The organism is Thioalkalivibrio sp. ALMg13-2 (genome assembly GCF_000381185.1).
GTDB classification, from domain to species: domain Bacteria; phylum Pseudomonadota; class Gammaproteobacteria; order Ectothiorhodospirales; family Ectothiorhodospiraceae; genus Thioalkalivibrio; species Thioalkalivibrio versutus.
Genome location: NZ_KB906102.1, coordinates 49,738 through 64,102, shown reverse-complemented (window position 1 = coordinate 64,102; position 14,365 = coordinate 49,738). Strand labels below are relative to the sequence as shown.

Genomic DNA, 14,365 nt, shown 5'->3' with positions numbered 1-14,365 from the left:
CCAATGAGCAATCACATGGCGGATGTCACCATCCACATCGACGAAAACACCGACCACGCGGCCCGCGAGCGCATACAGGACACCCTGCGTGAACTCCCCGGCGTCATGGCCGCCTCCAGTCACGACGAACGCCCCCACCTGATGGTGGTGGAATACGATCCGGAACGGGTGGACAGCCGCAAGCTGCTGGACACGGTAACCGCCACCGGCGTCCACGCCGAACTGATCGGCCTGTAACCTGACCTCACACGGGCGTCACCGGCTATTTGTAGCCCGTGGCGTCCGGCTGAGCGGCTCAAGAGGCATGCCGAAACGGGACAACCCGCAATCGGTCTGTCACCATATTGTCCATGGGGAAATGGGCCAGCATCCAGCACGAGGACACGCACTGCGCTGACGGGGGAAACCATCGCGGCGCCCGGGCCGTTCGGCCGGATACCTGGCAGGTCCTTCTGGGCATTGGCCTCCTGCTGACCGCAACCTATGTGGCCCTGCCCTATGGCCTGCTGGCCAGCAGTCTCTACGTGCTGGGCACCGCAAGCGCTGCCCTCGCTGTCGGCATCGCCGTACTGCGCCGGCCGAGGCCATTCGGCGCGACCGCCTGGGGCCTGATCGCCACTGCACTGAAGCTGGCGGCGATCGGGCACGGCATCTGGTACTGGCTGGACCTGCAGGGCCTGGAACCCTTTCCCTCGGCCGCAGATATCTTCTACCTGTCGGTATACCCGCTGTTTGCCATCGCGTTGTGGCAACTGGGAAGCCAGACCGCACGCGACGACGGCGCGTTTGTGGATGCCCTGATCGTGGGCATTTCGGCCGCGGTGCTCGGGTGGGCCCTGCTGATCGCACCCTACACCTACGACCCCGACCTGACCTGGCTGCAACTGCTGGTATCCACGGGCTATCCGGTCGCGGACCTGGTCCTGCTGCCCCTGGTCCTGCGCCTGGTGTTCCTCCAACGAACCGGCATCACGGCCCACAGCTTCCTCCTCCTGGGGATGCTCGCCTATCTGACGGCCGACCTGCTCTACGCCCACGGCAACTCCACCGGCTGGTACACCGCGGGCGGACTCACCGATGCCTTCTGGCTGATTGCCTATTCCCTGATCATGGCGGCCGCATGGCATCCTTCCGCGAAGATCGAACCGCGCGCGCACACCTCGCACGCCGAACTCTCCGGCCGGCGTCTGCTCGTGCTCGGCGCCGCGTCCGTCCTGGTGCCGATGGTGATCCTGTTCACGGCGGGCAGCGAGATGGAGATCATTCGCGTTGCGGCGATCGCATCCATCCTGCTGTTCCTGCTGGTGTTGTACCGCATGGCTGGATTGCTGCGCGAGACCCAGCACCAGGCCAAGCGCCTGGAGAACCTCTCGCGTACCGACCCGCTGACCGGGGCCGGCAATCGGCGCCACCTGGAAGAACAGTTAACCCGCGAGATCGCCCGCGCCGAACGCACCCAGGGCCCGCTCAACCTCGCATTCCTGGATATTGACCACTTCAAGCGCTTCAACGATTCCCACGGCCATGCAGCCGGCGATGCCCTGCTGCAGGAAATGGTCGATGCCTGGCGCCCCATCCTGCGGCCCACGGACCTGCTGGCACGTTTTGGCGGCGAGGAATTCGTGGTGGTATTCCCGCACATTGATGCGCAGCAGGCCCGCCGCGTGCTGGAACGCCTGCGCACCGCGATGCCCAACGGCCAGACCTGCTCGGCCGGGATCGCCAGCTTCCACCCCGGCGACACCATGGACTCGCTGCTGGGACGCGCCGACCAGGCCCTGTACGCCGCGAAGGACGGCGGACGTGACCGCATCATGATCGCCCCCGCCGAACCCATACCGGTTGCAGGCATGCCCGCGTTGTAGGGACCGGAATCCCCGACTGCGAACACAGTCCTGACACCCCGCAGGAGATCCGTGGAGCAATATCAAGCTCTCGCGCGTCTATTCCCGAGCCCCTTCACCAAGGTTTCCATGACACACCGCAGTCTCGTACGCCTGTTTGCCCTCGCGGCCCTGCTGATGATGCCGTTCGCCGCACCGGCGCAGGAGGCGAACGGCCCGACGGGCGCAGTCGACGCCGCCGCTTCGATCGAGGCCGGCGGGGCCGAGATCCCGGTGGAACGCTATCGCGCCGATGGCGACGCCGTGCTTTTGTGGTTTCCCTCCGAACACGGCCTGCAGGACGGCCATCGACAACAGGCGCTGGCGCTGCAGGCGGCCGGGGTCGAGACCTGGCTGGTCGATCCGTTCACCGGCCACTTCCTGCCCGAGGCGGCATCCAGCTTCGACGACATGCCCACCGCCACGGTGACGGACCTGATCGAGGCAACCCACACCGATACCGGACGACCGGTCTATGCCTTCGGGCACGACCGTGCCCTGCCCTGGCTGCTCACCGGCCTGTACCAGTGGCAACAAACCCACCCCGAGGCGGACTACCTGGCCGGATTGCTGATGACCAGCCCCTTTCTGCATACCGGCGTGGATACCGATGAGGCCGAACTACAACCCATCGTCCGACTGACCAACCTGCCGGTGTACATCCTGCAACCGGCCCAGTCGCCCCAGCGCCAGCATCTCGGGCGGATTCGCAGCGGGCTGACCGAGGGCGGCAGTGCAGTGGGGGCGCGCCTGCTTCCCGGGATCCGCGACCGCTTCTTCTTCCGCCCCGATGCGACAGAAGCCGAGCGACTCGCCAGCGAAACCTTCCACCGCGAGATTATCTTCGCCATGGACCTGCTGACGCGGCTGCCTCATCAACGCACGCCCGCCGTGGCCGGACCGGACACGGGCCTGACGGTACGCACCCCAAGCGGCACCGACGCACAGCTCAACGCCCTGGATGAACCCGTGGCGGCCCCGCCGCTGGAGCGGCCCGACCTGGCGGGGGATATCCATCGACTGGAGGACTATCGCGGCGAGGTGGTGCTGATCAATTTCTGGGCCAGCTGGTGCCCACCCTGCGTGCACGAGATGCCGTCCATGCAACTGCTGGAGGACGAACTGCGCGACGAAGGCTTTCGCATCCTGGCGGTGAACCTGGGCGAGGACGAGGACACCATCCAACGCTTCATCGACGACGAGGTGCAGACCGAGTTCACCATCCTCCTCGATCCGGAACAGGACTCCCTCGACGACTGGCGCGCGATGGCCTACCCCACCAGCTACGTCGTCGACCGCAAGGGCCGCCTGCGCTACTACCTGTTCGGCGCCATCGAATGGACCGAACCCGGCGTGATCGACCAGATCCGCGACCTGCTGGACGAAGACGCGTAGCGGTCGGGAAAGGGCGCGGCGCCGCGCGGGGCGTGCTAAAGATCCGCCAGGATGGCGCGCAGGCGCTCCTCGTAGGCCGCTTCGGTAATCAGCCCCCGGTCGTGCAAGCGATCCAGCTCTTCCAGGCGCGCCTCGACCGAACGGCCGTCGGAGTCTTCATCGCGTCCCTGATCCGCCTGTTCACCTCCGCGGATCAACTCCACGGAATTCACTTGCGCGAACAGTTCGTCCACTAGCGGCGCAAGCTTCTCTCGGGTCGGCCCGAACTTGTCCATCCGCCCGCTACCGCTGCGGGCATCGTAGGTGGCCTGCCCCGCCAGGCCCTGGGCGTCATAAACGCGAAGATCGGCGTACGAGAGGTACATTGCCAGATCCCATTTCCAGTTCGCGGTGTGTTCCAGGTAATGCGAACACCGTGCAGGGCGGGAACCGGAATAGACGTCCGTGCGGATACCTCGCTGCTCGATCAGTTCGCGCATCTCGGGCTGAAATCCCGCCATGTGGATCTCGGGGTTGTCGAGCACGCAGACCAGGCTGACATCCACCGCATCCAGTGGCTCGATCGACTGGGTGATGGAACACCCGGTGGCTACCAGCGCAATGCCGGCCACCCAAAACGTACGCAATCCTCGCAACACAAACACCTTCCTTCCTCTGGACGAAATCCTGCGCGCACCTGCCCCGCGCGAGCGAGCGCGCACCCTACCAGACCTGCACGCCCCCCCGAATATCAAGGCGTCCGTACATCATCGGTCACCCCCCACCAGATGGATCGCGCGCCCCCTTGTGCAGGACGTTACCGGGTCAGGAAATGCCCACGCGGGCAGGCGTTATTTCGCGCAATCGCCGCAGTTCGAGTCTACGTTCGAGGTATGAGAGACATAGCGGAGCCTCCCCCATGAAAGCACCCTTTACCGCACCAAAAGTGCGATCGTACCTGCTGGCAGCGGCGGTCCTGTTCCTGAGCGTTCCGGCATTCGCGGAAACGGAGGTCGCCATCACCACCGACATGGCCGAGTTCGAGGTGCGCCACGGCGACGAACTGGTAACGGTGACCCGCGACCAGGACACCTTCGCGACCATCGACCTCGACTACGCACAGATCGCGCGGCCCTGCCCGCCGTTCTGTATCCAGCCGATGAGCCTTGGACCCGGCGTCGAGACCCTGGGCGAGCTGGAGTTCATCGACTACCTCCAGCAGACCACGGAGCACGACGACCTGGTGATCATCGATTCGCGCACCCCGCGCGAATACCGCCGCGGCACCATCCCCGGCGCCGTCAACATCCCCTGGGACCGCCTGCACTTTGCCTCCGGCGCGGACCCGGACGACGTGCGCAACGTGCTGACCGAAGACTTCGGCGCAATCTTCGACGGCGACTTCTACGACTTCAGCCGGGCAAAGACCCTGGTGCTGTTCTGCAACGGCCCCTGGTGCGGCCAGTCACCCACCAATATCCGCACCCTGACCAACCTCGGTTACCCGGCCGAGCGCATCAAGTGGTACCGCGGCGGCATGCAGATGTGGCACGCCTTCGGCCTGACCACGGTCGAGGGCGAGACCGACGGCTAGCCCAGGAGGCCGTCTACCTCGTCATTGCGAGCGCAGCGAACCCATCGGCCAGACCAGAGCACAGCCCCGCCCGATTGCTGGGCTCGCAATGACGGGATGGGTGGCGAATCAACGGTGACTCCGCCAGCCAGCCCACCGGCTACTTCGGCTCCGCCATCAGGGCCTCTACGGTGGCAATGACGTCGGGGTCGTCCCATTCGATGGCGCTGTTGACCGAATAGCGCACGCGGCCGTCACGATCGAGAATGAACGAACTGGGGAAGGCAAAAACGCGCCAATCGGCAGCCACCCGTCCGTCGAAGTCCATCAGGACCGGGAAATCCACCTGCACCTCTTGCATGAAGGCCGTGATGTGCTCGGCGCTTTCCTGATAATTGACCGATACGATGGCGAAGCCCTCGCCCAGCGTCTCGGCCATGCGGTTCATCGACGGGATCTCGTGCACGCAGGGCGGACACCAGCTGGCCCAGAAATTCAGCAGCACCACCTGGCCGTCGTAATCGGACAGCGACTGCTCGTCACCCAGGTGATCGGTCAGCGTGAAGTCCGCGACCGGCCGTGGACGATCGCGCTCCACCAGCCCGCGGCCGGCTTCGATCGCACGGGTGGCCTCCGGCAGCGGCGCGGCCGCCAGCGGGCGCGGGACGCTGGCCAGGAGCCGGCCCGCCTGCAGCAGTTGTGCAGGCAGGCGCTCGGCCGCGGCCTGTTCCTCCGGCTCGGGATCGGTGCGGCGCAGGTAATAGAAATCGCGCACATCCGGGACCGTCTGCACGAACACCGCACTGCCGCCGCGGCGCAGGTCGGTCAGGATGTCGTCCAGGTGCCAGCGATAGACACCCTGTGCGGGCTGTAGCAGGAAGACCGGCAGACTGGTGGCGCGCACCACATCGACGAACTCGGCGGGGGCACCCGCCACCGGCGTGTCGACCATCAGGTTGGGGAAGGCCAGCGCCGCACCGAGTACGTAGGCCGCTTCGGGGCCGTCCGCCTGCCACTGACGCAGGCCGCGCAGGGCGGTGATCGCCGGGCGGCCCGAGGCGACCAGCATCACCTGCTTGCCGGTCTGCGCGTGCGCCGCGCGCAGCAATGCGGCCACACTGACGCCATCCAGGCTGCGCATGCTCTCATTGGTGCGCGGGAGGAAATGGGCATCCAGCAGATCGACCTGCCAGACCTCGACGCCCATCGCCGCCAGCTCGTGCCCGAAGCGCGCATGGTTGGCGTGTTCGCCCGCCTGCGGAAGCAGCCACAGGTAGAGCCGATCACCAGTGGCCGGGTACACGGTGACGCCCAGGTCGACGCCTGCGGGATCGGTCACTGTCAACGTGCGCGGTTCAACCTCTCCCGCACCCGCCGGCGGAAGCAGCAGAAGCAGAGACAGCAGCAGGCACAGGCGCGGCAGGAATCGTATCGACACGCGGGCATCCATCAAGGGAACCAACCGCGACTATAGCGTCCCGTCATGCCCGCAGGAACGCCGCCCGGAAGAGCCTCGAGGGATTGGGTCAGCGCGGGTGCGTATGCCGGAACGTGCGTAGACGGCGGGTCTTTTCCACCATGCGCCAGAGGGAACGGCAGTTGTTGTAGCGCGAGACGTGCTGCAGCGGCACCCAGAGGATGTCGTTCGACTCGTCGCTGCCGGGCACCGGCAGGCGGTCGTCGATTTCCAGCAGGAAGCGCACGTCGATGTGCTCGTGCATCGGGAAATAGGGGCTGGCCGGGATGGTGTGGATGTCGAGATCGAAGACATCCTCTTCCACCAGGCGGATCTGCTCGGGGGCGAGGCCAGTCTCTTCGTGGGTCTCGCGCAGCGCCACCTGCAGGATGTCGGCCTGGCCGTCGGCATGCCCGCCGGGCTGGAACCAGCGGTGGTGCTTGCCGTGCAGCAGCAACAGGGCCTGCTCACGGTCGGGGCTGACCACCCAGGCGGAACCGGTTACATGCGCGGGCAGGAGATCGCAGTGGAAGCAGTCCGGGTGCTCGCTGACGAACTCCAGGGCGCGGCGGACGTAGCCGGCCTCCTCGATGAAGGTCGTCTGGTGTCGGGCGAGCAGGTCCAGCAGCTGGGCGCGATGCATCTCAGGTCCCGGCGGGGTTGTGCAGCGCGTGGATCGCCGCGCGCGCGGCCTCGTCCACATCGCCCTCTCTGCCGGCCAGGGTCAGTCGGCCAAAGGCCCCCACCGCACGCACGTCGATCAGCGAGACGTTGGCGGCCTTCAGGGCCTGGTTCGCGGCATAGATGATGTACCCCGCCGGCTCCGCCTCGAGGATGAACATGCTCTGTTCCGGCAGGATCATGTTGCCGCGACGGTTCTGGCGGTTGATCAGCACGGTGTGATCCGGGGTCATCCCGCGGATGGTCTCCTGCCACGGGATGCGGCAGGGCTGGCGATCGTCCTGGCTGGCGCCCAGGCGTGCCAGCAGCACGCGGCCGGCCTCCTGCACATCGCTCTGGTCGCGGTGGTGGATCACCATGGAGCCGAATTCGCGCTCCACCACCTGCTGCGCGAGGTGCACGTTGGTCGCCTTGAGTGCGACGTCGGTCAGGCGGTGCACCGCCATCCCCGGGGACACTTCCACCCACAGGCAGGAGTCTCCCGGAACGGGCAGGAAGCCCTGGGAGACCGTAGCCATGTATTCCGCCAGCTGCGGCTGGAGGGAATCCATGTAGACGTAGGTGCGCAGCTGGATCATCGATTCGCTCTGGGCCAGGGCCTGCGGCCCATGGTTCCCGCACGTCGCGGCCCGAACCCGCGCGGGAATTCGCGCACGCCTCATGCAAGCCGCCCCGAAATGGGCGGGCTCGCGTGCACACGCGGGAGAATTGGAGGACGTATTGTGAACGCAGCGCGCCCCAAGCTCAACGTTGAGTGCCTTCACGGGCCGGCCTTCGGGCGGCCACACGTCCCGGGAAGACGCTCGTATAATGCAACGCCAACCCCGCAGCCACAGGGATTGTCATGCCGAAGAAGGATGCGGAACACCTCCTCGCCAGCGTGGAAGACGCCGATCTCGATCTGGCCGAGACCCTGCGCCAGCTCGTGGACTGGCTGCGCCCGGAGGACCCGCGCAATGTCGCGCCGGTGATCTCCCGTATTGAGCAGTTAACCCTCGCCCTGGGCGAGAACCCGCGCCTGCAGGACCGGCTGCGTGAGCGCCTGGAGGACGGGCTGGAGGACGCCCGGCACCTGACGCTGTACACCGGGATCGGGCTGTTCTCGCGCAAGGGTTTCTTCCGCGAGGCCGCGGAGCTGATCTACGAGCGGATCAATCCGCGCCCGATGGACCGGCGCGACCTGAAAGACGTGCTTTATCACGTGTTTCACCAGACCGATGACGCCGCCTGGGTTGCGGCCCTGCCGGACGATGCCTGGTGGCGCCTGCTGGAGGCCCTGGGCTGCCTGACCGGGGAACACCCCGGGGTCCTGCAACGGGCACGCGAAGAAATCCTCTACGCCCTGGAGATGCTGTCGATCTGGGTGGCCGCGGAGGAGCTGGAGCCGGAACTGCTGCGCCTGGACCCATCGATCGCCGAGCACAACTCGGCCTTTGTCGCCCAGGAGCGCGAGATCTCCGCCTACGTGCGTGACTACCGCGCCACCCTGGAGGACCCCAACCGCGAACGCATGGACGACCGCCACGCGCGGGTGCTTCTGGAGCAGTGCAGCGAGCAGATCGCGCGCCTGCGCCAGCTGGCCATCACCCATGGCAACAGCCTGTCGCTCACCCACCTTCTGGAACGTCTGGACCAGACCCTCGGCCGCATTCACAAGCTACTGGACCTGCTGGAGCCGGACGCGGACCGCGACACGCGCGCGGCCTCGGTCGGGGTGTTCCGCGAACTCATCACCATCAGCGCCCGCCAGCACGGCGTACGCGCGCTGTGGCAGGACAACATCAAGCTGGTCTCGCGCAGCATCACCCAGCAAGTCAGCGACACCGGCGAGCACTACATCACGCAGTCGCGCGGCGAATACTTCCAGATGCTGCGCTCCGGAGCCGGCGCCGGGCTGATCATCGCGGTCATGGCCCTGATCAAAATCCAGATTGAATCCCTGGGACTGTCCCACGCGGTCAACACCCTGTGGGTGAGCTTGAACTACGGCCTCGGCTTTGTGCTGATCCACATCCTGCATTTCACCGTGGCCACCAAGCAGCCGGCAATGACCGCCGCGCGTCTGGCCGCCGCCATCGAAGAAAGCGAACGCGGCACAGCCGATCCACGAACCATGGCAGATCTCCTGATGCGGGTGGGCCGTTCGCAGTTCGCCGCAGTACTCGGCAACGTGGGCATCGCGCTGCCGACCGCCATCCTGATCGGTCTGTTTGCGGCGGGTCTGTTCAACGCTCCGGTCCTGTCCGGTCGCGAGGTCGACTACCTGGTGGACGGGCTGCACCCGATCATGGGCCTGGCGCTATTCTTTGCCGCGATCGCCGGGGTCTGGCTGTTCGTCTCCGGCCTGATTGCGGGCTTCTTCGACAACCGCTGCGCCTACCTCGACCTGCCCGGCCGCCTGCGCGAGCATCCGCTGCTGCGCCGGTTGCTGCCGACCGGGGCGCGCCACCGCCTGGCCGACTGGATCGGCCACAACTACGGTGCACTGATCGGCAACTTCCTGTTCGGCGTGCTTTTGGGAGTGACCGGATATGTCGGCTACCTGCTGAACCTGCCACTGGACATCCAGCACGTCGCCTTTGCCTCGGCCAACCTCGGCTATGTCACCGCCAGCGAAGCGCCCGGGCTGGGCATGTTCGTCCTGTTTCTGGTGTTCGTGCTGCTGATCGGGGCAGTTAACCTGTGGGTCAGCTTCGGGCTCGCGCTGTACGTTGCGCTGCGCGCCCGTGGCGTGCGCATCGGGACCTTTGGCCGCGTCGTTCGCGCCTATGGTCGCCACCTGCGCGAACGTCCGGGCGAATTCCTGTTCCCGCCCGGCGCGCAGACCACGACCAACGGAGGCGACGACGAGTCCGATGCTCGTTAGCAGGGCCTTGCGTCTGCTGGCGCCGACACTCGCGCTATCGCTCGCCGGCTGTGCCGGGACGGTACCCAGCCCGTCCGGTGACGAGACCCGCACCCCGCTGATCGCCTCCGAGGTGATCCACACGACGGATGGCGACCGGCTGCCGCTGCACCGCTGGGGGCCGGACACCCCCGAGCGGGTTGTGCTGGCCCTGCACGGCTTCAACGACCACGGTGGCAGCATGCAGGCGCTGGGCGAGGCGCTGGCCGGGCACGCCATTGCGGTGTATGCCTATGACCAGCGCGGCTTCGGAGCCACGCGCAACGCCGGCTACTGGTCCGGTCACCGACTGCTGGCCGAGGACGCCCGCACCGCACTCCGGCTGCTGCAAGAGCGCTACCCCGACCAGACGCCCTACCTGATCGGCAAGAGCATGGGCGGCGCTGTCGCGCTGCTGGCCATGGAGGAAACGACCGATTCCGCCACTGCATCGCCCCGGGTCGCCGGCACGGTCCTGATCGCCCCGGCGGTCTGGAGCCGTGGCGACATGCCCTGGTATCAGCGCTTCGGCCTGTGGCTGGGGGCGCGCCTGGCGCCCGGCTGGCGCCTGGACGGCGAGATGGCCGCTGACCTCGACATCCACCCCACCGATGACCCCGCGGTGCTACAACAGATGCGTGACGACCCGCTGGTGTTGCGTGATGCCCGCATCGATGCCCTGGACGGCCTGACCACCCTGATGACCCACGCGCTGGAGGCGGGCCCGGCTTTGCCCCCACCGAGCCTGACGCTGTACGGAGCGCGCGACGATCTGGTGCCACCCTTGCCGCTGGCGCGCCTGCTGGAGGCCCTGACCGCCCAGGGATCCGATGACCATCGGGCCGCGCTCTACCCCGAGGGCTATCACATGCTGACCCGGTATACCGGGGCCGAGACCACGTTCGACGACATCGCCGCCTGGCTGCGGGACCCCCAAGGAAGCCTCCCCTCGGGCCACGAGCGCTCGCCCGACGCCCTGGCACAGTACCTGCGCGAAAAGCACTGACTCGGGTTTCTCTGGCCACCACCGCGCGCTGGCGCTACGGTGGACCCAGCCAACCTTCGGAGAACGCCCCATGAGCCACTCGACCCCCAACCGCCTCGACGACCTGGTTGCCCGCAGCCGCCGCGATCAGGCGGAACGGGAACAGGGCTACCGCGAGCAAGCGTTGAAGATGTATCCGTGGGTGTGCGGGCGCTGCGCGCGCGAATTCACCCGCGTCAACCTGCGCGAGCTGACCGTGCACCACCGCGACCACAACCACGACAATAATCCATCCGACGGCAGCAACTGGGAGCTGCTGTGCCTGTACTGCCACGACAACGAACACCAGCGCTACACCGACGCCACCCCGGGCAGCGGCCAGACGGCGGGTACCAACTCGGCCACCCACAACCCCTTTGCCGGGCTGGCTGGGTTGCTTAACGATAACGACCGGGGCGGCGACGACTCGAAAACGTAGAGCGACTCCGGGCTGGATGCCGGCTTTGTGTCAGAGCCGGCGGCACCAGAACTCCATGGCTTGAGGCTCTCCTGCCTCGCGCCGATATCCGGCCAAGGGAAGTGGCCGACCAGCCCCTCGGCGCGACGGTAGCCGCGCTTTTCCCAGAACCCGTCCAAGGGCCGGTAACAGGCCGGGCGTCGCGGGTGATCATCCGGGCGCACCACCGCGCAGAAGGTGGCATGGGCAAAGCCCAGGCGCCGCGCCGCGGCCTCGCGCTCGTCGAAGAACCGATGCCCCGCGCCCTGGCCGCGGAAGTCCAGCTCCAGCACCGATTCCGCAAGGTAGTAATACGCCGCCGGGTCCAGTCCCTGCTCAAGGAACGGGGCCTGGAACTCCGCCTCGGCCGCGGCCAGCGGCAGCGCAGTGGAGGCCCCCACGACGAGATCACCTTCCAGCGCGAGTACCAACGTACTGTCCGGGCAGTCCACGTAGTCCTGCAGATACCGCTCTTCGTACTCCGCGCTGCCGTCGTAAAGATACGGCCACTCGCGGAACACTGCGATGCGCAGGCGTGCAACATCCTCCAGGTATGGGGCCATCCCCGCCCCTCCCACGATCCTGTACTCCATTCGTCTCGCCCCCCCCGGGATCGCAATCAAACCGACGCCGGCGTGTCCGCAGGGGCCTCCCGGCCGACACCGCGCAAGAGGCGCCCAAGGATATCCGACCCACTCAATATGCGGCGCTGGCTATCGGTCCACAGCAGGATCACGTCGTCCCCAACCACCGTGTCGCCGCTGCTGGCCGGGCGCACGCGGAAATGGGGTACCAGGCTGCCGAGCCGGTGGCTGCCATCACGCACGACCAGCGGGTGATGGCAGTGATGGTGGGGATCGAACCGCTCCGGCGCAAACAGCGCCCCGCGGGTGAAATCCGCGACCCGGATAGCCGTGCGCGGCTCGCCCTCGGGATCGCTGACCACCATCCAGCTTCGACCCGGTCGATTGAGTCGGCGCAGGAACGCATCATCGGTACGGGGCTCGATCTCCGGAAACACCGGACGCCCGGCCTCGAAGTCCAGCGTGATCACGCTGTCCGGGTCCAGCGCCTCGCCCTCGTGCTGCACCAGGATGTCGTCCAGCTCGAGGAAATTCCGCGCGCCCCGCCCCTCGACCCGGGTGATCTCGCTGCCGTGGGCCTGCATGTGCAGATCGATCAGGTAGTGCAGGTCGCGCTCGGGGAAGAAGCGAATCTCCTCGCCCCCCAGCCAGCGGTCCAGCACCCAGGCGGTGGGCCGTGCCACCGGGTACATCAGGATCTGGTAGAAGCGCAGCAGTGGATACAGCGCCCCGGCCACCCGCAGGGCATGCCGCGAAAAATAGGACTGCGGCAGAATCTCGGCAAAGATCGTGATCACCACGGTGGAGAACAGGAACGCCGCCACGCCGCCCATCACCGAGCCAGACAACAACGCCAGCAGCACGTTGACGGAGACGTTGCCCCAGAGAATGCTTACCAGGGCAAAGTTAGCATCGGCGCGCAAGGCCAGCAGGCGCTCCGCGCGCCAGTCGCCCTTCTGCGCCTCGACCTCCAGCTCCAGCTTGCTGCGCGAGAACAGTCCGAGATTGAGCCCGGACAGAATCGCCGATTGGGACAGGCAGACGAGGATACCCAGCCAGGTGAGGACACTCATGGGGTCTTTTCCTTGGGCAACACTGCGCACGAACGAGAGAGGCTTCAGGGTACCGCGCGGCAAGCCGTGCGCGCCCGCACGGAACGTTGGTTTCGTCGTGCAAAGCCCCACCCGTGAACCGGCAAAGCATCTACACTCGAAGACGGGGCCGATGCCTGTCGGGCCGGCCCCATAGCGGCCTGGTACGCCCGGAAACGGGCGGTCGGGCCACCGAATACGCTACAGGAGGATCTGCATGGATACAGTCTGGATCGTTGTCGCCGACGCCGCACGAGCCCGCATCTTTACCTGCGAGGGCCGTGCCTGCCAGGGGATGCACGAGAGCGAGACGCTCTCGCACAGCGAATCCCGCGCCCACAATCAGGATCTCGTCTCGGATCGTCCCGGGCGCAGCTGGAGCAGTGCCAGCGGGGACGCACGCCACGCGATGCAGGACAGCACCGACCCCGCCGCCAACGAACGCAACCGCTTTGCCCGTCAGGTGGCCGAACGCCTCAAGTCCGCCCATAACGACGGCACCTACAAGAAATTGGTGATCGTCGCCGCACCCTCGTTCCTGGGCGCCCTGCGCGAAATGCTGGACCCGACCGTGGCCCATAACGTCACTGCCGAGGTCGCCAAGAACATCACCAAATCCATCGACGCCACCACCCTGCGCAAGCACCTGCCCGACTTCCTCTACTAGTCACACCCCAGCCCTGGCCCCGCATGGCGGGGCCAGGGTGCGACCGACCGGAACAAACACCTCTCAGCGCTTACCGAGATCGTCCGGCTTCAGCGTGCCCAGCAGACGCGGGCCGTCGGCGTGTGGCTCGAACACCGCCATCTCGGCCTCCTCGATCTCGACCTCCACCGCGTGGCGCAGGTTCAGGTCGTGGCCCACAACGACGATGTTTTTCTTCGGATCCTTGGGCGGAGTATTCAGATGCCTCCGCAGGCCTTCGATCAGGTCCTCGCGGCGCTCGTCATCCTGGATAATCGGCAGATTGTAGAGCTCGGTCCGAATCTCGTAGTCATCGAAGGCATAGTGCGCGGTCTCCCAGTTGCGGCAGAACTCGCTGGTCAGCACCTGCTCCACCGGGATCGCGTAATGCTCGAAGCCCTTGCCCACCTGGCGCGCCTGCTCACGCCCGTGCGTGCTGAGATTGCGCTGCCCTTCGCAGTCGTCCATGTCCGACAGATCGTAGTCGTCATGCGAGCGATCCGTCGCCGCATGCCGCCAGTACACCACCAGCCCGCCAGTCTGCATGCGCTCAATCAGCGCATCCGGTGCCAGCGTCTCCGCATCCGCGGTAGCGAACGCCACCAGCAACAGGCCCAGGATTGCGCCCAGCATCCCAGTTCGCATGCCGTCCTCCTCGCAGGTGATGGATTCG

At 66.6% G+C, this 14,365-nt stretch carries 14 protein-coding genes and 1 pseudogene; 8 read left to right on the top strand and 7 right to left on the bottom strand.

Annotated elements, in window-relative coordinates:
* The first annotated feature begins 3 nt into the window (after window positions 1-3).
* The 3 genes from F618_RS0102960 to F618_RS0102950 all read left to right on the top strand — a co-directional run bounded on the left by F618_RS0102960 (window position 4) and on the right by F618_RS0102950 (window position 3,278).
* On the top strand, window positions 4-237 hold the full coding sequence (locus F618_RS0102960; RefSeq protein WP_018146192.1) for a hypothetical protein: 234 nt from the start codon (window positions 4-6) through the stop codon (window positions 235-237).
* 113 nt (window positions 238-350) lie between these two features.
* On the top strand, window positions 351-1,865 hold the full coding sequence (locus F618_RS0102955; RefSeq protein WP_019567715.1) for a GGDEF domain-containing protein: 1,515 nt from the start codon (window positions 351-353) through the stop codon (window positions 1,863-1,865).
* Window positions 1,866-1,973: 108 nt separating this feature from the next.
* Entirely contained in the window at window positions 1,974-3,278 is a 1,305-nt protein-coding gene (locus tag F618_RS0102950) for a TlpA disulfide reductase family protein (RefSeq protein WP_019567714.1), read from the top strand.
* A 35-nt stretch (window positions 3,279-3,313) separates the two neighbouring features.
* Here F618_RS0102950 and F618_RS0102945 read toward each other — a convergent pair whose 3' ends face one another.
* Window positions 3,314-3,916, bottom strand: coding sequence for an Sbal_3080 family lipoprotein (locus F618_RS0102945; protein ID WP_231362659.1), 603 nt, complete (start codon window positions 3,914-3,916; stop codon window positions 3,314-3,316).
* 260 nt (window positions 3,917-4,176) lie between these two features.
* Here F618_RS0102945 and F618_RS0102940 point away from each other — a divergent pair, with 260 nt between their 5' ends.
* Window positions 4,177-4,851, top strand: a complete 675-nt coding sequence (locus F618_RS0102940; RefSeq protein ID WP_038071101.1) for a rhodanese-like domain-containing protein — start codon at window positions 4,177-4,179, stop codon at window positions 4,849-4,851.
* A gap of 139 nt (window positions 4,852-4,990) precedes the next feature.
* Here the strand turns inward: F618_RS0102940 and F618_RS0102935 are convergent, their stop codons facing one another.
* The 3 genes from F618_RS0102935 to F618_RS0102925 form a co-directional block, all read right to left on the bottom strand.
* A complete protein-coding gene (locus tag F618_RS0102935) occupies window positions 4,991-6,280 on the bottom strand; it encodes a TlpA disulfide reductase family protein (RefSeq protein ID WP_019567711.1) in 1,290 nt (429 codons plus the stop codon).
* A gap of 76 nt (window positions 6,281-6,356) precedes the next feature.
* Window positions 6,357-6,929: an NUDIX hydrolase gene (locus F618_RS0102930; protein WP_019562687.1), complete on the bottom strand. Its 573-nt coding sequence runs from the start codon at window positions 6,927-6,929 to the stop codon at window positions 6,357-6,359.
* Between the two features lies 1 nt (window position 6,930).
* The gene (locus F618_RS0102925) at window positions 6,931-7,545 is read right to left on the bottom strand and encodes a BMC domain-containing protein (RefSeq protein ID WP_018167879.1); all 615 of its coding nucleotides are present in this window, start codon (window positions 7,543-7,545) and stop codon (window positions 6,931-6,933) included.
* A 266-nt stretch (window positions 7,546-7,811) separates the two neighbouring features.
* On the opposite strand from F618_RS0102925, the gene F618_RS0102920 reads away from it, so the two are divergent.
* The 3 genes from F618_RS0102920 to F618_RS0102910 all read left to right on the top strand — a co-directional run bounded on the left by F618_RS0102920 (window position 7,812) and on the right by F618_RS0102910 (window position 11,314).
* On the top strand, window positions 7,812-9,833 hold the full coding sequence (locus tag F618_RS0102920; protein ID WP_018176448.1) for a site-specific recombinase: 2,022 nt from the start codon (window positions 7,812-7,814) through the stop codon (window positions 9,831-9,833).
* Window positions 9,823-10,857 (top strand): alpha/beta fold hydrolase, encoded by a 1,035-nt coding sequence (locus F618_RS0102915; RefSeq protein ID WP_196800398.1) that lies wholly within the window; start codon window positions 9,823-9,825, stop codon window positions 10,855-10,857. The genes F618_RS0102920 and F618_RS0102915 overlap by 11 nt, the downstream gene beginning before the upstream one ends.
* A gap of 70 nt (window positions 10,858-10,927) precedes the next feature.
* On the top strand, window positions 10,928-11,314 hold the full coding sequence (locus tag F618_RS0102910) for a YajD family HNH nuclease (protein ID WP_018948765.1): 387 nt from the start codon (window positions 10,928-10,930) through the stop codon (window positions 11,312-11,314).
* Between the two features lie 30 nt (window positions 11,315-11,344).
* Here F618_RS0102910 and F618_RS14715 read toward each other — a convergent pair.
* Together F618_RS14715 and F618_RS0102900 are read right to left on the bottom strand one after the other, a co-directional pair.
* Window positions 11,345-11,925: pseudogene (locus tag F618_RS14715) on the bottom strand (GNAT family N-acetyltransferase).
* Between the two features lie 26 nt (window positions 11,926-11,951).
* The gene (locus F618_RS0102900; protein ID WP_019567707.1) at window positions 11,952-12,989 is read right to left on the bottom strand and encodes a DUF21 domain-containing protein; all 1,038 of its coding nucleotides are present in this window, start codon (window positions 12,987-12,989) and stop codon (window positions 11,952-11,954) included.
* 235 nt (window positions 12,990-13,224) lie between these two features.
* Here F618_RS0102900 and F618_RS0102895 point away from each other — a divergent pair, with 235 nt between their 5' ends.
* Window positions 13,225-13,674 carry a host attachment protein gene (locus F618_RS0102895; RefSeq protein ID WP_018948768.1) on the top strand — a complete coding sequence of 150 codons (450 nt, stop codon included), beginning with the start codon at window positions 13,225-13,227 and terminating at the stop codon, window positions 13,672-13,674.
* Between the two features lie 63 nt (window positions 13,675-13,737).
* Here F618_RS0102895 and F618_RS0102890 read toward each other — a convergent pair whose 3' ends face one another.
* Complete coding sequence (locus tag F618_RS0102890; RefSeq protein WP_026331124.1) at window positions 13,738-14,337, bottom strand: histidine phosphatase family protein; 600 nt, start codon at window positions 14,335-14,337, stop codon at window positions 13,738-13,740.
* Between the last annotated feature and the right edge of the window lie 28 nt (window positions 14,338-14,365).